The sequence below is a fragment of the Achromobacter sp. 1012554356 genome (genome assembly GCF_059760815.1).
Map to the genome: position 1 here is coordinate 86,154 of NZ_JCBANC010000009.1, position 17,921 is coordinate 104,074.

16 protein-coding genes are annotated in these 17,921 nt (G+C 66.8%); 14 read left to right on the forward strand and 2 right to left on the reverse strand.

The window, feature by feature from the left end; all coding sequences use genetic code 11:
- Positions 1-18: 18 nt before the first annotated feature.
- Positions 19-798 carry an IclR family transcriptional regulator gene (locus AC6LJW_RS06445; protein ID WP_427988115.1) on the reverse strand — a complete coding sequence of 260 codons (780 nt, stop codon included), beginning with the start codon at positions 796-798 and terminating at the stop codon, positions 19-21.
- A gap of 113 nt (positions 799-911) precedes the next feature.
- Between AC6LJW_RS06445 and AC6LJW_RS06450 the strand changes: the two genes are divergently transcribed.
- The 11 genes from AC6LJW_RS06450 to AC6LJW_RS06500 all read left to right on the forward strand — a co-directional run bounded on the left by AC6LJW_RS06450 (position 912) and on the right by AC6LJW_RS06500 (position 13,846).
- Positions 912-1,715: an enoyl-CoA hydratase gene (locus AC6LJW_RS06450; protein WP_056563154.1), complete on the forward strand. Its 804-nt coding sequence runs from the start codon at positions 912-914 to the stop codon at positions 1,713-1,715.
- Entirely contained in the window at positions 1,712-3,796 is a 2,085-nt protein-coding gene (locus tag AC6LJW_RS06455) for an acetate--CoA ligase family protein (protein WP_056563149.1), read from the forward strand. The genes AC6LJW_RS06450 and AC6LJW_RS06455 overlap by 4 nt, the downstream gene beginning before the upstream one ends.
- A gap of 32 nt (positions 3,797-3,828) precedes the next feature.
- Positions 3,829-4,797 carry a Bug family tripartite tricarboxylate transporter substrate binding protein gene (locus AC6LJW_RS06460; RefSeq protein WP_498086800.1) on the forward strand — a complete coding sequence of 323 codons (969 nt, stop codon included), beginning with the start codon at positions 3,829-3,831 and terminating at the stop codon, positions 4,795-4,797.
- 3 nt (positions 4,798-4,800) lie between these two features.
- Positions 4,801-6,003 (forward strand): acyl-CoA dehydrogenase family protein, encoded by a 1,203-nt coding sequence (locus tag AC6LJW_RS06465; RefSeq protein WP_056563143.1) that lies wholly within the window; start codon positions 4,801-4,803, stop codon positions 6,001-6,003.
- Between the two features lie 6 nt (positions 6,004-6,009).
- Positions 6,010-7,029, forward strand: coding sequence for an acyl-CoA dehydrogenase family protein (locus AC6LJW_RS06470; protein ID WP_498086801.1), 1,020 nt, complete (start codon positions 6,010-6,012; stop codon positions 7,027-7,029).
- A 43-nt stretch (positions 7,030-7,072) separates the two neighbouring features.
- The gene (locus AC6LJW_RS06475) at positions 7,073-7,843 is read left to right on the forward strand and encodes a class I SAM-dependent methyltransferase (protein ID WP_056563137.1); all 771 of its coding nucleotides are present in this window, start codon (positions 7,073-7,075) and stop codon (positions 7,841-7,843) included.
- Between the two features lie 430 nt (positions 7,844-8,273).
- Entirely contained in the window at positions 8,274-9,026 is a 753-nt protein-coding gene (locus AC6LJW_RS06480) for a GntR family transcriptional regulator (RefSeq protein WP_427984071.1), read from the forward strand.
- On the forward strand, positions 8,977-10,293 hold the full coding sequence (locus AC6LJW_RS06485) for a malonyl-CoA decarboxylase domain-containing protein (protein ID WP_498086802.1): 1,317 nt from the start codon (positions 8,977-8,979) through the stop codon (positions 10,291-10,293). The genes AC6LJW_RS06480 and AC6LJW_RS06485 overlap by 50 nt, the downstream gene beginning before the upstream one ends.
- Positions 10,294-10,344: 51 nt before the next feature.
- Positions 10,345-11,154: an enoyl-CoA hydratase/isomerase family protein gene (locus AC6LJW_RS06490; RefSeq protein WP_427984073.1), complete on the forward strand. Its 810-nt coding sequence runs from the start codon at positions 10,345-10,347 to the stop codon at positions 11,152-11,154.
- Positions 11,155-11,158: 4 nt separating this feature from the next.
- Positions 11,159-12,700, forward strand: a complete 1,542-nt coding sequence (locus AC6LJW_RS06495; RefSeq protein WP_056563124.1) for a malonate--CoA ligase — start codon at positions 11,159-11,161, stop codon at positions 12,698-12,700.
- A gap of 174 nt (positions 12,701-12,874) precedes the next feature.
- Positions 12,875-13,846, forward strand: coding sequence for a Bug family tripartite tricarboxylate transporter substrate binding protein (locus AC6LJW_RS06500; protein WP_056563121.1), 972 nt, complete (start codon positions 12,875-12,877; stop codon positions 13,844-13,846).
- Between the two features lie 19 nt (positions 13,847-13,865).
- On the opposite strand, the gene AC6LJW_RS06505 is transcribed toward AC6LJW_RS06500, so the two are convergent.
- Positions 13,866-14,822: an aldo/keto reductase gene (locus AC6LJW_RS06505; RefSeq protein WP_105239637.1), complete on the reverse strand. Its 957-nt coding sequence runs from the start codon at positions 14,820-14,822 to the stop codon at positions 13,866-13,868.
- 264 nt (positions 14,823-15,086) lie between these two features.
- On the opposite strand from AC6LJW_RS06505, the gene AC6LJW_RS06510 reads away from it, so the two are divergent.
- The 3 genes from AC6LJW_RS06510 to AC6LJW_RS06520 all read left to right on the forward strand — a co-directional run bounded on the left by AC6LJW_RS06510 (position 15,087) and on the right by AC6LJW_RS06520 (position 17,903).
- Positions 15,087-16,058 (forward strand): ABC transporter substrate-binding protein, encoded by a 972-nt coding sequence (locus AC6LJW_RS06510; RefSeq protein WP_056563116.1) that lies wholly within the window; start codon positions 15,087-15,089, stop codon positions 16,056-16,058.
- A 158-nt stretch (positions 16,059-16,216) separates the two neighbouring features.
- Positions 16,217-17,107 (forward strand): ABC transporter permease, encoded by an 891-nt coding sequence (locus AC6LJW_RS06515; RefSeq protein WP_056563113.1) that lies wholly within the window; start codon positions 16,217-16,219, stop codon positions 17,105-17,107.
- Position 17,108: 1 nt separating this feature from the next.
- Positions 17,109-17,903: an ABC transporter ATP-binding protein gene (locus tag AC6LJW_RS06520; protein WP_056563110.1), complete on the forward strand. Its 795-nt coding sequence runs from the start codon at positions 17,109-17,111 to the stop codon at positions 17,901-17,903.
- Positions 17,904-17,921 lie beyond the last annotated feature (18 nt).

Sequence of the window (17,921 nt, forward strand, 5' to 3'; positions counted from 1 at the left end):
CGTGTCTTCGCGGGCTTTTCATTGGGCCTCCTGGCCCAGATAGTCCTGGGCCCACGCCTGGCATTCCGCGTGCAGCAATGCGCCCATCTGCGCCCGCCGCGGCGCGTCGAGCCGGCTGCTGATCGCGCCGAAGCTGAACGCCACCCAGGTCAGCTCGGACACCGGAAACGCCACGCCCACACCCGACACGCCGGGCGTGATGGTGTCCACGATTTCGGAATATCCCGCATTGCGCGTCTGCCTGACCGCCTTCATCAGCGCGGTGCTGGAGACGCGGATCTGCGCGTAGCTGGCCGCATGCCGTGCGTACAGCGCGGCGATCTCGTCGTCCGGCAGAGCCGCCATCAGCGCCAGGCCGCCCGCGCCCACGCCCAAGAGGCGGCGTTCGCCCTGGTCGATGGTGAACACCTTGACGGGAAACGAGCCGGCCTCCCGCAGCAGACATAGCGCGTAGTCGCCCTGGCGGATCACCAGGAACACGGTGTCGCCCGACAGGCGTGCCAGCTTTTGCGCGAACGGACGCAAGGCGTCCAGCAAGGGCGTGCGCCGCAAGGCGGCAAACCCCAGTTGCATCGAATCCACGCCCAGCCGATAACGGCGGGTGGCGCGGTCGCGTTCCGCGAACTGCTCTTCGAGCAGGCAGCTGAGCAGGCGATGCGCCGTGGAGCGTTCCAGGCCGGTGGCGGCCATGACGCCCTGCAGGTCGATGCCATCTTCCTGGTGCTGCGCCAGCACGCGCAGCAGGCCGAGCGCGCGGCGCATGCTCTGCGTGCCGCCGGTGGAACCTGGGTTGTTCATATTGTGGGAAAAGTGATGCGAATATTTTGTATTTTAGGTTTTGCGGTGCGTTAATTCAATGCATCGAGATCGCGCCGCATTCGACGGCGCGGCATGACAAGGACGAGGAGACCATGGAATACGCCACCCTGGCCGTCGAACGGCACGATTCGGTATGCCGCATCAGTCTGGCCCGCGAATCCGCGCGCAATGCCCAGAGCCAGCAGATGCTGGACGAACTGGATGACGCCCTCTCGCGCGCCGAGCAGGACGACACCGTACGGGTGGTGGTCCTGGCCGGCCGCGGCGCGCATTTCTCGGCCGGGCACGACCTGAAGGAAGCCCAGGCAAAGCGCGCCGATTTCACGGTCGAGGAACGCTGGGACTACGAGTCCCGCCGCTACTACGGGTACTGCCTGCGCATCTGGGACTTTCCCAAGCCCACCGTGGCGCAGGTGCAGGGGGCGTGCGTGGCCGGCGGATTCATGATCGCCAACATGTGCGACCTGGTGGTGTGTTCGGACACGGCGTACTTCTCGGACCCGGTCGGGCACACCCTGGCGGCGGCCGCCACCGAGGTCCTGATCCATCCCTGGGTCATGGGGCTGCGCAAGGCCAAGGAAATGCTCTACACCGGCGAGAAGGTCGATGCGCAGGAGGCACTGCGCATCGGCATGGTGAACCGGGTCGTGCCCGAAGCGGAACTGGACGCCGCCACGCTGGCGCTGGCGCAGCGCATCGCGCAGGCGCCGCCGTTCGGGCTGCGCCTGATCAAGCGGTCGCTGAACCGCACGGCGGACGCGCAGGGCTTTCGCACCGCGCTGTCGGCGCACTTCGATACGCATCAGTTGTCGCACCTGAGCGAGGAATTCCAGGCAGTGCGCGAGCGCGGCCTCGCGCAGGCCATCCAGCGCAACAAGAAAGGCGAAGCCGCATGACCTCCCGCCTTGAACCGCTGCTGAACCCGCGCTCGATCGCCATGATCGGCGCCAGCGCCAACCCGGGCCGCATTGGCGGCATGCCGCTGGAGCTGTTGACGCGCTTTGGCTTCCAGGGCGGCATTTACCCGGTCAACCCGAAGTACCAGGAAGTCTTCGGCCTGCGTTGCTGGCCCGACATCGAAGCCGTGCCCGAGCCGGTGGACCTGGCAGTGCTGGCCATCGCCGCAGCCGACGTCACGCCCATGTTGCGGCGCTGCCATGCCAGGGGCATCCCCGCGGCCATCGTGTACGCCGCGGGCTTTGCCGAGGCAGGCGGCGAGGGCGCGCGTTTGCAGGACGAACTTGTGGCCTTCGTGTCGGAAAGCGGCATGGCGGTCGCGGGTCCGAATTGCATGGGATTCGCAAACCTGAACACGCAGGCGCATACCGCCTTCGCGTCGGTCTTCAAGACCGCGCCAGCGCAGGAGGGGCCGGGCTCGGTCAGCCTGCTGACGCAGAGCGGCAACGTGTGCGCGGCGGTGTACGCGATCGCGCGCCGGCTGGGTCTGCCGTTTTCGCACTTCATCAACACCGGCAATGAGGCCTGCCTGGACTTTTCGCAGTACCTGGAATACCTGGCGGCGGACCCGCAGACGGAAATCGTGCTCGGCTACATCGAACAGTTGCGCGATGGCGACCGTTTCGTGCGCGCGTGCCGCGAACTGGAACGCCAGGGCAAGCTGCTGATCGCCCTGAAGGCGGGCGCCACCGACAAGGGCGCGCAGGCTGTGCAGTCGCACACGTCGGCGCTGGCCGGCGATCGCCGCGTGTACGCGGCGGCCTTTCGCCAGTTGAATGTCATCGAGGCCACGGACTTCGCGCAGATGGCGCATCTGGCCAGCCTGGCGACGCTGCGCCACCGCACGGCCGGCAAGCGCGTGGCGGTGCTGACGATGTCGGGCGCGCTGGGCGCCATCCTGGCCGACAGGTTCATCGGCGCGGGGCTCGACCTGCCAGAGCTGCCGCCGGATCTGCAGGATGTGCTGCGCGGCGGCATTCCCGATTACGGCATGGTCGGCAATCCGGTGGACGTGACCGGCAACGTGGTCAACGATCCCGCCTTTGTGCGCACCGTGCTGCAGGCGCTGGGCACGTCGGACGCCATTGATGCCGTGGTCGTGTATGCGCCCGGCTACATGCTGGACCGAATGGCCGATGCCTTGGCCGAAGCGTCCCGGCAGCATTCGCGGCTGTTCGTTGCCATCGATACGGGTCTTGCGCAAAGCCGTGCGGCGCTGCGCGAGGCGGAAGTGGCGGTGTTCGAGGACCTGGGCCTGGCCGTCGCGGCGCTGGCGCCGTATCTGCTGTGGTGTGACGCGCGCACGGGCCGGCGGCAGGCGGCGGCGCCCGCATTGGATATGGCCCGCGCGCCGGCCTTGCCGTGCAACGAAGCGGACGCGCGCGCCTACGTGGCCGCGTTCGGTCTGCCTCAGGCCACCACCCCGGTGGCGCGCAGTGCGGAAGACGCCGTGCGCGATGCGCGCGTGGCGGGCTATCCCGTCGCCGTGAAGATCCTGAGCCCCGACATCGCGCACAAGACGGAAGCGGGCGGCGTCGCGCTGAATCTCGAGGACGACGAGGCGGTGCGTGTGGCCCATGCCAACGTGACGCGGGCGGTTGCGCGCGCACAGCCCGATGCGCGCATCGACGGCGTGGTGGTCCAGAAGATGGAGCGCGGCGTGGCGGAGATCATCATTGGCGCCACGCGCGATCCGGTCTTCGGCCCGGTGTTGACGGTGGGCCTGGGCGGGGTGCTGACCGAGATCTACCAGGACACCAGCCACCGGCTCTTGCCGGTGGACGAGGACATCGCCTTGCAGATGTTGCAGGAGCTCAAGGCGTTTGCGCTGCTGGATGGATTCCGGGGCAAGCCCCGGGGCGATCTGGCGGCGGCGTGCAGGAGCATCGTGGCCGTGGGCAACGCCTTGCTTGCGGCGCCCGCACAGGTGGCGCAAATAGAAGTGAATCCCTTGCTGATCAAAGAGGCGGGACAGGGCGTTGCCGTATTGGACGCGCTGATCCTGCCCGCAACCCCGTAGCGCGACCGCGCATCCCCCAGGAGGAGACAAGCATGATCAAAACCCTATTGGCCGGCATCGCACTGGCCTGCATCGGCGCCACGGGCGCCGCGCATGCTCAGGACAACTACCCCACCCGCCCCGTGCGTATCGTGGTGCCGTTCTCGCCCGGCGGCGCGACCGACATCATGAGCCGCCTGCTGGCCGAAAAGTTGAGCGGCAGACTGGGCCATCCGGTGATCGTGGAAAACAAGCCGGGCGGCGGCACCATGATCGCGTCCGATTACGTGTCCCGCGCCGAGCCCGACGGCTATACGCTGCTGATGGCCGCGTCCTCGCTGGGCATTGCGCCCAGCATTTACGCCAAGGTCAACTACGACCCCGTCAAGGACTTCGCGCCGATCTCGCAGGTGGCGTCCGTGGTGCACGTGCTGGGTGTGCACCCGTCGGTGCCGGCCAAGAATGTCGGCGAGCTGATCGCCTACCTGAAGGCCAATCCGGGCAAGGTGAGCTACGGTTCCGTGGGCACGGGCAGTTCGACCCACCTGGAGGCCGAACTCTTCAACAGCATGGCCGGCGTGCAGATGGCGCACATCCCGTACAAGGGCAGCGCGCCCGCGCTCAACGACCTGGTCGCAGGGCGTCTGCAAGTGATGTTCGATGCCTGGGCCTCGTCGGGCCCCTTCGTCAAGGACGGCAAGCTGCGCGCGCTGGCGGTCACGACTGCCAAGCCCTCGGCGTCATTGCCCGAGCTGCCCACGGTGGATGCGTCCGGCTTGCCGGGCTATTCGGCCATGCCGTGGCTGGGCCTGGTGGCGCCCGCGCGTACGCCGCAACCGGTGATCGACAAGCTCTACCAGAACCTTGCGCAGATCCTGCAGCAGCCCGACGTGAAGAAGCAGTTCGAGGGGCTGGGGCTGGACATCATCGGCAGTGATCCCAAGGCCTTCGGCGCGTTCATCCAGAAAGACGTGGCCACGTGGGGCAAGGTGGCGCGCGACTCGAACATCCGGCTGGAGTGAGGCATGACGATGCAGGAAACCGCCGTGCCGGACAGCACGGCGCAGGATGACGAGGCGTTTCGGCAGAAGCTTCGGGGCTGGCTCGACACGGCCTACGCGGAATTTGCACGGTCCTGGCCCGGCGGGGCCGCCCCGCGCAATCTGGACTACCGGCGCGCGTGGGAAGACACGCTGTGTGCGCACGGCTGGTCCGGACTGGGCTGGCCGGCAGCCTACGGGGGCAAGGCGCTGCCGCTGTCGCGCCAGGCGGTCTTCCATGAAGAGCACGCGCGTTGCGGCGCGCCGCTGGGCGTGAACCTGATCGGCCACGGCATTCTGGCGCCCACCCTGCTGCATTTCGGGTCCGAGGCGCAGAAGCAGCGTTTTCTGCCCGGCATCCTGTCGAACCGCGAGGTGTGGTGCCAGGGGTATTCCGAACCGGGCGCCGGTTCCGACCTGGCTGCGGTGCGTACGCGAGCGGAACCGGCGCCCGGTGGCTTCCGTCTGAACGGTCACAAGATCTGGACGTCGTTTGCGGACCGGGCGCAATGGTGCTTCGTGCTGGCGCGCACCGATCCGGACGCGCCCCGGCATAAGGGCCTGAGCTTTCTGCTCGTAGACATGCGCAGTCCCGGCGTGCGGGTCGAACCCATCCGGCAGATCACGGGCGAAGCCGAATTCTGCGAGGTCTTCTTCGAGGACGTGTTCGTGCCGCAGGAGGCGCTGCTGGGCGGATTGAACCAGGGCTGGCGCATCGCGATGGCGGCCGCAAGCTTCGAGCGCGGGACGTATTTCATCCCGCGTCTCGTGCGTTTTTCGCAGGAGCTGCGTCAGGTGCGCGCGCTGGCGCTGCAGGCAGATAGGCACGGCCGTGTGCCCGCGTCGTCGGCATCGGTGCGCCACCGCTGGGCGCGGCTGGCCGCCGACAGCCACGTGCTGGCGCTGAAATCCCAGCGCGCGCTCGCCGGCGCGATGCGAGGCGATCCCCCCGGACCGGAAGGATCGTCCACCAAGATCCATTGGAGCGAGGCGCACCAGCGCCTGCTCGAACTGTCCCTGCAATTGCTGGGCGAGGACGCCTGCCTGGGCGTGGACGCGGCCGACGCCCGCGCGGCGCCGCTGACGCACGCCTATCTATGGTCGCGGGCAGAAACCATCCTGGCCGGCACGTCCGAGATCCAGCGCAACATCATCGCCGAGCAGATGCTCGGCCTGCCCAGGGCCTGACCGCAAATGAATCTGCATCTGAGCGAAGACCAGCGCATGCTGCGCGACGCGGCGCAACGTTTCCTGTCGCAGCGCCATCCGGTGGCCGTGGCGCGCGCCGCCTTCGGGCAAGAGGCGCCGGCCCGCCAGGCGCTGTGGCGCGATCTGGCCGAACAGGGTTGGCCCGCCTTGCTGGCGCCCGAGACACAGGGCGGACTGGGCTTGGGCATGCGCGAAGCCTGGATCGTCGCCGAGGAGGCGGGGCGCCATCTGCTGAGCCTGCCGCTCGTATCCAACATGGCGCTGCTGCCGACGCTGTGCGAGGCGGGCGGTGCGATCGCGCAATGGACCGTCGACATGATGGCTGGTGACACCTGGTACGCCGACGCGGCCCTGCGCCCCGACGGATCGGTCTTCATCGAAGGCGCCGGCGAGGGCGTGCGGGCCCTTGCCGTGCGCGAGACCGGTCCGGCATCCCTGCGGCTGGATCTGCTGGCGGCCGTGGCGGGCGTGGCCGGACTGGATCCGACCATGCCGGTCGCGGTGTCGGCGCATCCCGCTGTCCTGGAAAGCGCCGATGTCCAGGTCAAGCCGGGCACCTGGAATCTGCTGCGTACGCGTCTGCGCCTGTTGCGGTCGGCGGAAATGCTGGGTGCGGCGTCGGCAGCGCTGGACATGGCCGCCTCGTACGCCCGCGAGCGCCAGCAGTTCGGCCGCGCCATCGGCGCCAATCAGGCGATCAAGCATCGGCTGGCCGAGGACTGGATGGCGCTGGACGACGCACGGCTTGCGGGCTGGGCCGCGGCAACCGCGCTGGATGACCGCGCGGCGCCGGCGGCGACCGATTGCCTGTTTGCGCCACTGCTGGCCGTCGAAGCCAGCCGCCGCGCCACGCAGAACGCGATCCAGGCGCACGGCGCGCTGGGGGTGACCTGGGAGTGCGATGCGCATCTGTACTTGAAGCGCGTCCTGCGACTGTCGGCCAGCCTGGAAGCCGAAGTGTCCGGCCCGGACCTGCTCGAGCGCATCTGGGAAGCGGCGGCGTAGCTGGCGGCCCGGGGGAGGGGGCGGCCAGCCTACAATCGCGCCCATGCACAAATCCAACTTTCCCTCCGAACTCGACCAGCCGACGCTATCCGAAGTCGACGGCGTGCGATATCTGCACTTCAACACCGAATGGGTGCAGGGCGCGATGAAAATCAAGAGCCCTTCCGACCTGGTGCTGGAATACACCGCGCAGATGATGGCCTGGCTACTGTTCCTGGAACCGCCAAAGGAAGATCCCATCGGCATGCTGGGCCTGGGCGCCGGGTCGCTCGCGCGGTTCTGCGCCAAGCACACGCGCGGTCCGCTGCTGGCCGTGGAATGGAATCCGCGCGTCACCGCCGCCTGCCATATGTTCTTCCGCCTGCCGGGCGCGAACCGGCTGCAGGTCGAACACACCGACGCCGGCGCCTGGGTGGCCGATCCGCTCAATGCAGGACGCTGCCCGGTGCTGATGGTGGACCTGTACGACGCGGCCGCCGAAGGGCCGGTGCGCGATAGCGTGAAGTTCTACCGCGACTGCCGCCGCGTGCTGGGCGAGGTCGGCATCCTGGCCGTGAACCTGTTCGGCCGGCACGAAAGCTTTGGCAAGAACATCGACAACCTGTCCAAGGCCTTCGACGACCGCATCGTGCTGCTGCCCGAAGTCGAGGCCGGCAACCAGATCGTTTTGGCGTTTTCCGGCCCCAGCCTGGCGATCACGCCGGCCGACTTGCTGGCCCGCGCCGAGGTGGTGGAAGGTAAGTACGGGCTACCCGCCCGCCGCTGGGCCCGCTCGCTGACGCGCCATGCGGTTGACGGCGTTCTGCATTTCTGAAGAGATTCAGAAGCGCAGCGTCCTGAGCGGCCGGCAGGCGAGTTTGATTTGCCGTGTGGGCGTATGCCCCCGGTTTGTAGGACCCAATGAGGTGTCTGACACCCTGGGTGGTATGTAGAACTGATGAGGTGTCTGACACCCTGGGTGGTATGTAGAACTGAATGAGGTGTCTGACACCCTGGGGAAGTGATCGGCGGTTTGCCGCTGCGTCTCAGAGGGTGTCAGACACCGGGAACAGAGGGTGTCAGACACCGGAGCAGGGCTTGGTCCATCGCTTCAATCTCAACTGGCGTCAGACCCCACCACCGAGGCCCTCGTCGCCCTTGTTAGGGAAGGTCCCAACCCGCCCGAGCTTTACCTTTCTCCCGCGCCAGGTCTATCATCGGCTTATTCATAATTATGAATTACGGCGTTTCCCCGCCGTCTGCCCATGACCCTACCCATCGTCCGGCAAGCCCTGTATCTGGAAGTCGCGGACCGCCTGCGCGGCATGATCCATGCGCGGTCGCTGCGCAACGGTGAATGGATCGATGAACTCCGCCTGGCTGGCGAAATGGGCATTTCGCGCACGCCGCTGCGCGAGGCGCTGAAGGTGTTGGCCACCGAAGGGCTGGTCCGGCTGGAACCCCGCCGCGGCTGCTTCGTCAACGAGCTGTCCGCGCAGGACCTGGAAGACATCTTTCCGCTGATGGCCATGCTGGAAGGGCGCTGCGCCTACGAGGCGGCGCGCAAGGCCAGCGATGCCCAGCTCGCCGAGCTGGAACCGCTGCACGCCGCGCTCGCCGGTCACGCGAAGGCGGGCCGCATCGACGCCTACTACAAGACCAATTACCTCATTCACGAAGCCGTCCAGGCGCTGGCCGGCAATCAATGGCTGTCCGACATGGTGGGCAACCTGCGCAAGGTGCTGAGCCTGTCGCGCCATCGCAGTCTGTCCCGGCCCGGCCGCATCGACCAGTCCTGCGCCGAACACCTGGCCATTTTCGAGGCCCTGAAGGCCCATGATTCCGACGCCGCGCAGGCGCTGGCGCACACCCATTTGATGCGCCAGCTTGAAGCGCTGCGCGTACTCAGCCACGAAGACGCCGCCGACGCGGCGCCGTCCGATCCCATCGTCATCGAGGAGCCTGCCCATGTCCGCACCCGCCAATCTCGCGCCCGCGCGCGGCGCACGCACGCCTGAGCCCGAGGCCGATCTGGTCGATGCCGCCGCCGCGGCCGAAAGCGCCAGTCTGATCACGCGGCTGGGCCGCCTGTGGGAGCGCGGTCGCCTGCCGAGCGAATCCGAAGTCCGCCGCCTGTTCGAGGCGCGCCTGACCGACGTAGCCGCCAACAAGCTGGCGCGCCGCTGGTGCGAGCAATACGCCGCGGCCGACGGCAAGGACCGCCGCCTGATGCTGGCCGCGCTGGCGCAGATCCGTGCCACCTATGCAGGCGATGGCGGCGAGGGCGTGCGCCTGTTCAAGCGATTCAACGCGCAGCCCCAAGGCTTGCGCTTTCTGGTCGAACTGCGCGCAGACATGCTGCGCTGGCGCAAGCAGGTGGCGGGCATCCAGTCGCTGGACAAGGATCTGGAAGGTCTCTTGTCGGCCTGGTTCGACGTGGGCCTTCTGGAACTGCGTCCGCTGACCTGGGATTCGCCGGCGTCGCTGCTGGAAAAGCTGATCCTCTACGAGGCCGTCCACGAGATCAAATCCTGGGACGACCTGCGCCACCGCGTGGCGCCCGACCGCCGCTGCTATGCGTACTTTCACCCGCAGATGCCGGGTGTGCCGCTGATCTTCGTGGAAGTGGCCTTCGCCAGCCAGATGGCCGACAACGTGCAGGTGCTGCTGGACAGCACGCTGCCGCCGCAGGACCTGGACAAGGCGCGCTGGGCGATCTTCTATTCCATCTCGAACACGCAGCCGGGCCTGAAGGGCATCAGCTTCGGCAACTTCCTGCTCAAGCGCGTGGTCGAGCAACTGCTGGAAGAACTGCCCAAGCTGAAGGCCTTTGCCACCTTGTCGCCGATCCCGGGGTTCACGGACTGGCTGGGCAAGCAGGACGCGCAGGCCGTCGAGGCCATCGTGCGCGAGGACAAGACGCGCGCCAAGGACTGCAAGCGCGAAGGCGTGCCGGACGGGCAGCGCTGGGTCGCGCGTCTGGCCAAGGCCGCGCAGGGCAAGACGCCCGACGTGGTCAAGCGCGCCGGGTTCCGGCTGGCCGCCTGCTATTTGAAGTCGATGAAAAACGGGCTGCCGGTGGATCCGGTGGCGCGCTTTCACCTGGGCAACGGCGCGCGCATCGAGCGCCTGAACTGGGCGGCGGACACGTCGCCCAAGGGGCTCAAGCAGTCGTGCGCCATGATGGTCAATTACCTGTATGACCTGGACGAACTGGACACCAACCTTCAGCACCTGAACGACGGCAAGCCGCAGATCAGCCGCGGCGTGGGGCGCGTGGCCTGACTGCCGGAAACACGGCGGCGGCTTTCAACAACGACAAGAAGGGCAGGGGACATGACGGAGAACGTGGCACTCAATGGCCAAGGTCAATCCCAGGTGCGGCTTGAGCGCGACGGGCATCTGGCCTGGGTGACGCTAGCGCACCCGGGGCGCCTGAATGCGATCACGGTAGGCATGTGGCGCGAACTGCGCGACGTCTTCACGCGCATCGCGCAGGATGACGCCGTGCGCTGCGTGGTCGTGCGCGGCGAGGGCGGCAATTTCGCTGCTGGCGCCGACATCCGGGAATTCCCTGCCGAACGCGCGGACATGGACGGCGTGCAGCGCTACCACCGCGAGATCCTGGCGCCCGCCCTGCGCGCCGTGGCCGAATGTCCGCAACCGGTGATCGCGCAGATCGAGGGCGTATGCGTGGGCGGCGGGCTTGAAATCGCCTGCCAATGCGACCTGCGCATCGCCGGCGCGTCGGCCCGTTTTGGCGTGCCGATCAACCGGCTGGGCTTTCCGATGGCCCCCGACGAAATGCGCGGCCTGCTGGCGCTGGCCGGCCGGGCCGCGACGCTGGCCATCCTGCTGGAAGGCCGGGTGTTCGGCGCGGTCGAAGCCAAAGACCTGGGTCTGCTGACCCGTATCGTCGAAGACGGCGAGGTGGCCGCGTCCGCCCGGCGCAGCGCTGACCGCATCGCCCAAGGCGCGCCGTTGGCCGCCCGCATCAACAAACGCTTGTCCGCCAGGCTCGCCACCGGCGCCGCCTTGACCGAGGACGAGTATCGGGATTATTTCTCCTATGCCGAAAGCCGGGACCACAGAGAGGGCGTGCGCGCCTTCCTGGCCGGCGAAGACCCTTCCTTTTCCGGAGACTAGACAGGTGAGCAACGCCAACCTATATGCTGTCCTGCAAGGCGGCTTCCCCAAAGACCGCAGCAAAGTCGCGCTGGAAACGCCCGACCTCCAATACACCTGGGACGACATCGACCGCGCGACCGCGTGCCTGGCGAACCTGCTGCAATCGCTGAACCTGCCGGAGGGCGCGCGCGTGGCGGTGCAGGTGGAAAAGTCGCCTGAGGCGCTGCTGCTGTACCTGGCCACGCTGCGCGCTGGCCTCGTGTACCTGCCGCTGAACACTGCTTACCGCGAATCCGAAATCGAATACTTCCTGGGCAATGCCGAGCCGTCCGTCGTGGTCTGCGCCAGCAAGAACCTGGACTGGGTCAAGCGCGCCGCCGCCAAGGCCAACTGCCCGCACGTCTACACGCTGGACGAGGACCGCACCGGCACGTTGCTGGACGCGGCCGGCGGCCTGTCCCAGACCTTCAAGACCGTTGAAAGCAAGCCGGACGACCTGGCCGCGATCCTGTACACGTCGGGCACGACCGGCCGCAGCAAGGGTGCGATGCTGTCGCACGGCAACCTGGCGGCGAACGCGCGCACCCTGCATGAATACTGGGGCTGGCGCGAGGACGACGTGCTGCTGCACATGCTGCCGATCTTCCACGTCCACGGCCTTTTTGTCGCATCGCATGGCGCGCTGCTGGCGGGCGCGCGGATGATCTGGCTGCCCAAGCTGGACGCCGACCAGGCGCTGCACTACCTGCCGCAAAGCACCGTGATGATGGGCGTGCCGACTTACTACGTGCGTCTGCTGGCCGATCCGCGCTTCAATCGCGACGTCTGCGCCAACATGCGCCTGTTTATCTCGGGCTCCGCCCCGCTGCTCGCCGAGACGTTCTCCGACTTCAAGGAGCGCAGCGGCCATCCCATTCTTGAACGCTACGGCATGAGCGAAACCGTCATGCTGACGTCCAATCCTTACGACGCCGCGCTGGGTGAGCGCCTGGCGGGCACCGTCGGCCGCGCCTTGCCGGGTGTGGATGTCCGGGTGGTCGACGACGCCGGCAAGCCGCTCGCGCCGGGCGAGATCGGCAACGTGCAGGTGCGCGGTCCCAACGTGTTCTCGGGCTACTGGCGCATGCCGGAAAAGACCCGCGAGGAATTCACGGAAGACGGCTGGTTCAAGACCGGCGACGTTGGCCGCTGGGGCGGCGAGTCCGCCGGCCGCAACGCGCCGGACGACTACCTGTCCATCGTCGGTCGCAGCAAGGACCTGATCATCTCCGGCGGCTACAACGTGTACCCCAAGGAAATCGAAACGCTCATCGACGACATGCCGGGCGTGTCGGAGTCGGCGGTGATCGGCGTGCCGCACCCGGACTTCGGCGAGGCCGTGGTGGCCGTGGTGGTGCCCAAGAGCGGCGCGACGCTGGACGCTTCGGCCATGCAGGCGGAACTGAAAAGCCGCATCGCGAATTTCAAGGTGCCCAAGCGCGTGCACATCATCGACCAGTTGCCGCGCAACACCATGGGCAAGGTGCAGAAGAACGTGCTGCGCGACACCTACAAGGCGCTGTAGTCCATATGGAAGCCGGTCCCCGCGGGGCCGGCTTATTTTGTACCCCGTTCAAGGAGACGCATCCCCATCCAGTGCCCCGATAAGACCTGCCCGCCGCATTCAGAAGAAAAAATATCTCAGCGACGAGACGCCAAAAAACAGGCGCCGTCCCCCGATGCAGCAAGAGGAGACAAAATGACTTATCGCACCACCGCTGCGGCCATGTTCGCCGTGGCAGCCCTGGGTTTCGGCGGCGTTGCCGCCGCGCAATGGCCCGAACGCCCCATCACGCTGATCGTTCCGTTTCCCGCCGGCGGCGGCACGGACACGTTCGCCCGTCCGCTGGCCGCGCAGCTCACCACGCAGCTCGGCCAGACGGTGGTCATCGACAACAAGGGCGGCGCGGGCGGCACCGTGGGCGCCGGCGTGGCGGCCAAGGCCAAGCCCGACGGCTACACGTTCTTCATGGGCGGCGCGCACCATGCGCTGGCGCCTTCCCTGTACAAGAGCCTGAGCTACAACATCCAGAAGGATTTCGTGCCGGTCGCGCTGGTGGCGCAGCCGCCGCAGGTCGTCGTCATCAATGCGGGCAAGCTGCCGGTCAAGACCCTGCAGGAGTTCATCGACTACGCCAAGAAGCGCCCCGGCGAGATCAACTTCGGCACGGCGGGCAAGGGCAGCACGCACCACCTGGCCGGCGAGCTGTTTGCGATGCAGACGGGGATCAAACTGGTGGACGTGCCGTATCAGGGCGCCGGTCCCATGCTGTCGGCGCTGATCGGCGGTCAGGTGGACCTGGCGTTCGATGGGCTGGGTTCGTCGGCCGGACACATCCGTGCCGGCGCGATCAAGCCGCTGGCGGTGGCCGCCACCGAGCGTTCGCAATCGCTGCCCGACGTGCCCACGGCCGCCGAGGCGGGCGTGCCGAATTACGTGGTGTCGACCTGGTATGCGATCTGGGCGCCTGCGGGCACGCCCAAGGAAGCCACGGAAAGAATGGCCGCCGAGATCACGAAGGCGCTGAACACGCCCAAGCTGAAGGAAACCTGGGCGGGCAACGGCACCGGCGTGCCCACGCTGACCGGCGCCGAGTTCGGCAAGTTCGTCGACAGCGAAGTCCAGCGCTGGGCCAAGGTGGTCAAGGACTCCGGCGTGACGTTGGACTAAGCGGTTGGACTAAGCGGCATCAGCGCCAATCGCTGGCCTGGCTGAGCCGGGCCAGCTGGTCGTGAGTCAGCGTCAGGCTGGCGGCCTTGACCAGTTCGTCCAGCTGGGCGAGCGAGGTGGCGCTGACGATGGGAGACGTAATGCCCGGCTGCGCGATCTGCCAGGCCAGCGCGGCCTGCGCGGGCGTGCAGCCGGCGTCCTCGGACACCTCGTCCAGCGCCTTCAGGATGCGGTAGCCGCGATCGTTCAGATACGTGTCCACGATCTTCTTGCCGCGCGCGCTCTTGCCCGCGTCGTCGGGGCCGCGATACTTGCCGCTGAGAAAGCCGCTAGCCAGCGCAAAATAGTTGATCGTGCCCATCTGCTGCGTCTTCACCAGGCTTTGCAGCCCGGATTCGAAGGGCTCGCGGGTGTACAGGTTGTATTCCGGCTGGATGCTCTCGTAACGCGGCAGGCTGTGGCGCTCGCTGGTGATCAGCGCTTCCGACAGCCGCACGGCCGTGTAGTTGGACGCGCCGATCGCGCGCACCTTGCCGGCTTCGATGTGCTTGGCGTATTCGGCCAGCGTGTCGGTCAGCGGCGTGTCCGGGTCGTCCTGGTGCGATTGGTACAGGTCGACGTAGTCTGTCTGCAGGCGCGCCAGCGACGCATCCAGGGAGCGCCGGATGTAGGCGGGCGACAGCCCTTTTTCGCCCGGCCCCATTTCCATGCCGACCTTGGTGGCGATCAGCACCTGGTCGCGCTTACCCGAGCGTTTGAGCCATTTGCCGATCAAGGTTTCGGATTCGCCGCCCTGGTTGCCGGGGACCCAGCGCGAATACATGTCGGCCGTGTCGATGAAATTCAGGCCGGCGTCCACCAGCGCATCAAGCAAAGAAAAGGTGCCGGCCTCGTCGACGGTCCAGCCGAAGACGTTGCCGCCGAAAGTGAGCGGGGGAACTTGCAGGCCGGATCGGCCCAGTGCGCGTTTGATCATGGTGGCCTCGGGATGCCGTCGGCGGGCACGCGGAACGGGATGAACGGCGTTTGCCCGGCGGTTGTCAGTATATTCAGGCCGTCGCACAGGGGCGCGGCGCGCCCGTATGGATGCACCATTACAGGGATTCCCCCCAAGTCCATTTGGTGGACGGCACGTTAGACTATACGGCTTTGTGGCAGGGCGAACGGATGGCAAATCCGCGCCTGCCATGAATAAACCGGCAAATTCAACAAGCAACACCAGGGTTCAAGGAGCAAACATATGCTGATCGGAAAAAAACATTTTCTGACGGTTGGCGCGATGGCGTTGGCGATGGCTATCGCCGCGCCGGTCGCCGCGCAGCAAAAGTCTGTCGCGGTGACCGCCATCGTCGAGCATCCGGCGCTGGATGCCGTGCGTGACGGGGTGCAAGACGCCCTCAAACAAGCCGGCTACGAGCCGGGCAAGAACCTGAAGTGGCAGTATCAAAGCGCGCAGGGCAACAACGGAACCGCCGCGCAGATCGCCCGCAAGTTCGTCGGCGACCGCCCGGACGCCATCGTCGCGATCGCCACGCCGTCGGCGCAGGCTGTCGTGGCCGCCACCAAGGACGTGCCGGTGGTGTATTCCGCCGTGACCGATCCGGTCGCCGCGCAACTCGTGTCCAGCATGGACGCCTCGGGCACCAACGTGACCGGCGTGTCGGACCTGCTGGCGCTGGACAAGCAGGTTGAACTCATCAAGAAGATTCTGCCCAACGCCAAGCGCGTCGGCATCGTCTACAACCCGGGCGAGGCCAACTCGGTCGTGGTCGTCAAGAAGCTCCAGGAAATCCTGCCCAAGTCGGGTATGAGCCTGGTCGAAGCCGCTGCCCCGCGTTCGGTGGACGTGGCGTCCGCCGCCCGCAGCCTGATCGGCAAGGTCGACGTCATCTACACCAACACCGACAACAACGTCGTATCGGCGTATGAGTCGCTGGTCAAGGTGGGCAACGACGCCAAGATTCCGCTGATCGCGTCGGACACCGACAGCGTCAAGCGCGGCGGCATTGCCGCCCTGGGCATCAATTACCGCGATCTGGGCGTGCAGACCGGCAAGGTTGTCGTGCGCATCCTGAAGGGCGAAAAGCCCGGGGCGATTCCGTCTGAAACCAGCTCGAAGCTTGAGCTCTACGTGAATCCGGGCGCGGCCGCCAAGCAGGGCGTGACCCTGCCCGAGGCGCTGATCAAGTCCGCCGCGGTGGTCGTGAAATAATACGGCGCGAAATCGGCCCCGCCATGCCTATCCGGCGTGCGCGGGGTTTTTCTTGCGTTTTTCGTGGTGTCTTGCTTACCCGATGTTCCACAGGGCGGCAGCGTTCACAAGATGCTCGCGGCCCGGCTTTCGTTTCTTATCTTGATTGGATCTGACCCATGTCATTGTTCTCGTTGTTAGGCGCGCTGGAGATCGGCTTGATCTTCAGTCTGGTGGCCTTGGGCGTGTTCATCTCCTTTCGCCTGCTGCGCTTCCCGGACCTGACCGTGGACGGCAGTTTTCCGCTGGGCGGCGCAGTCTGTGCGACGCTGATCGCTTCGGGCACCGATCCGTTTTCCGCGACCATCATCGCCACCATCGCCGGCGCGGCCGCCGGGCTGGTCACGGGCTGGCTGAACGTCAAGCTCAAGATCATGGATCTCTTGGCCAGCATCCTGATGATGATCGCGCTGTATTCGATCAACCTGCGCATCATGGGCAAGCCCAATGTGCCGCTGATCACCGAACCCACCGTCTTCACGATCCTGCAGCCCGCGTGGATTTCCGACTACGTCGCCCGCCCGCTGCTCCTGATCGTCATCGTCATCCTCTGCAAATTGGCGCTGGACTGGTTCTTTGCCACGCAGACCGGCCTGGCCGTGCGCGCCACCGGTTCCAACGGCCGCATGGCCCGCGCGCAAGGCGTGAACACCGGCCGCATGATCCTGGGCGGCATGGCGCTGTCGAACGCGCTGGTCGCACTGGCCGGCGCGCTGTTCGCGCAGACGCAGGGCGGATCGGACATCTCGATGGGCATCGGCACCATCGTGATCGGCCTGGCCGCGGTGATCGTCGGCGAAAGCATCCTGCCGTCGCGCAAGCTGGTGCTGGCCACGCTGGCCGTCATCATCGGCGCCATCGTCTACCGCTTCTTCATCGCCCTGGCGCTCAATAGCGATTTCATCGGCCTGAAGGCGCAGGACCTGAACCTCGTCACCGCGGTGCTCGTCACGATCGCCCTGGTCATCCCCATGCTCAAGCGCCGCCTGGTCGGCAAGAAGGGGCGCTGATATGTTGTCCGCAAAAGACCTGAAAATCACCTTCAACGCGGGCACGCCTATTGAGACCCGCGCCCTGCGCGGCCTCACGCTGGAGATCCCGTCGGGCCAGTTCGTCACCGTGATCGGTTCCAACGGCGCGGGCAAGTCCACGTTCCTGAACGCCGTGTCGGGCGATCTGCCGGTCGATTCCGGCCGCATCGACATCAACGGCGTGGACGTGACGCGCCAGCCCGTGTGGGCGCGCGCCGGCAGTGTGGCCCGCGTGTTCCAAGACCCGATGGCGGGCACCTGCGAAGACTTGACCATCGAGGAAAACATGGCGCTGGCGCAGATGCGCGGCGCCTCGCGCGGCTACAGCCGCGCCGTGAAAGCCTCGATGAAAGCGGGCTTTCGCGAGCGCCTTGCCACGCTGGGCCTGGGCCTGGAAAACCGCCTCACCGACCGCATCGGCCTGTTGTCCGGCGGCCAGCGTCAGGCGGTCAGCCTGCTGATGGCGGCGCTGCAGCCGTCGCGCATCTTGCTGCTGGACGAGCACACCGCCGCGCTCGATCCGCGCACCGCGGACTTCGTTCTGCAACTGACGGCACGCATCGTGGCGGAAAACCAGCTCACCACCATGATGGTCACGCACAGCATGCGCCAGGCGCTGGACGTCGGCGACCGCACCGTCATGCTGCACCAGGGGCAGGTCGTGCTGGACGTGTCCGGCGACGAGCGCCGAGGCATGGACGTGCCGGACCTGCTGGCCATGTTCGAACGGGTGCGGGGCGAGAAACTGTCGGACGACGCCCTGTTGCTCGGGTGACGTTGAACCGGCCGATTT

Excerpts from the sequence above, each read along its gene's own strand:
- AC6LJW_RS06445 (WP_427988115.1), bottom strand. The coding sequence starts at position 798 with ATGAACAACCCAGGTTCCACCGGCGGCACGCAGAGCATGCGCCGCGCG.
- AC6LJW_RS06450 (WP_056563154.1), top strand. The coding sequence starts at position 912 with ATGGAATACGCCACCCTGGCCGTCGAACGGCACGATTCGGTATGCCGC.
- AC6LJW_RS06455 (WP_056563149.1), top strand. The coding sequence starts at position 1,712 with ATGACCTCCCGCCTTGAACCGCTGCTGAACCCGCGCTCGATCGCCATG.
- AC6LJW_RS06460 (WP_498086800.1), top strand. The coding sequence starts at position 3,829 with ATGATCAAAACCCTATTGGCCGGCATCGCACTGGCCTGCATCGGCGCC.
- AC6LJW_RS06465 (WP_056563143.1), top strand. The coding sequence starts at position 4,801 with ATGACGATGCAGGAAACCGCCGTGCCGGACAGCACGGCGCAGGATGAC.
- AC6LJW_RS06470 (WP_498086801.1), top strand. The coding sequence starts at position 6,010 with ATGAATCTGCATCTGAGCGAAGACCAGCGCATGCTGCGCGACGCGGCG.
- AC6LJW_RS06475 (WP_056563137.1), top strand. The coding sequence starts at position 7,073 with ATGCACAAATCCAACTTTCCCTCCGAACTCGACCAGCCGACGCTATCC.
- AC6LJW_RS06480 (WP_427984071.1), top strand. The coding sequence starts at position 8,274 with ATGACCCTACCCATCGTCCGGCAAGCCCTGTATCTGGAAGTCGCGGAC.
- AC6LJW_RS06485 (WP_498086802.1), top strand. The coding sequence starts at position 8,977 with ATGTCCGCACCCGCCAATCTCGCGCCCGCGCGCGGCGCACGCACGCCT.
- AC6LJW_RS06490 (WP_427984073.1), top strand. The coding sequence starts at position 10,345 with ATGACGGAGAACGTGGCACTCAATGGCCAAGGTCAATCCCAGGTGCGG.
- AC6LJW_RS06500 (WP_056563121.1), top strand. The coding sequence starts at position 12,875 with ATGACTTATCGCACCACCGCTGCGGCCATGTTCGCCGTGGCAGCCCTG.
- AC6LJW_RS06505 (WP_105239637.1), bottom strand. The coding sequence starts at position 14,822 with ATGATCAAACGCGCACTGGGCCGATCCGGCCTGCAAGTTCCCCCGCTC.
- AC6LJW_RS06510 (WP_056563116.1), top strand. The coding sequence starts at position 15,087 with ATGCTGATCGGAAAAAAACATTTTCTGACGGTTGGCGCGATGGCGTTG.
- AC6LJW_RS06515 (WP_056563113.1), top strand. The coding sequence starts at position 16,217 with ATGTCATTGTTCTCGTTGTTAGGCGCGCTGGAGATCGGCTTGATCTTC.
- AC6LJW_RS06520 (WP_056563110.1), top strand. The coding sequence starts at position 17,109 with ATGTTGTCCGCAAAAGACCTGAAAATCACCTTCAACGCGGGCACGCCT.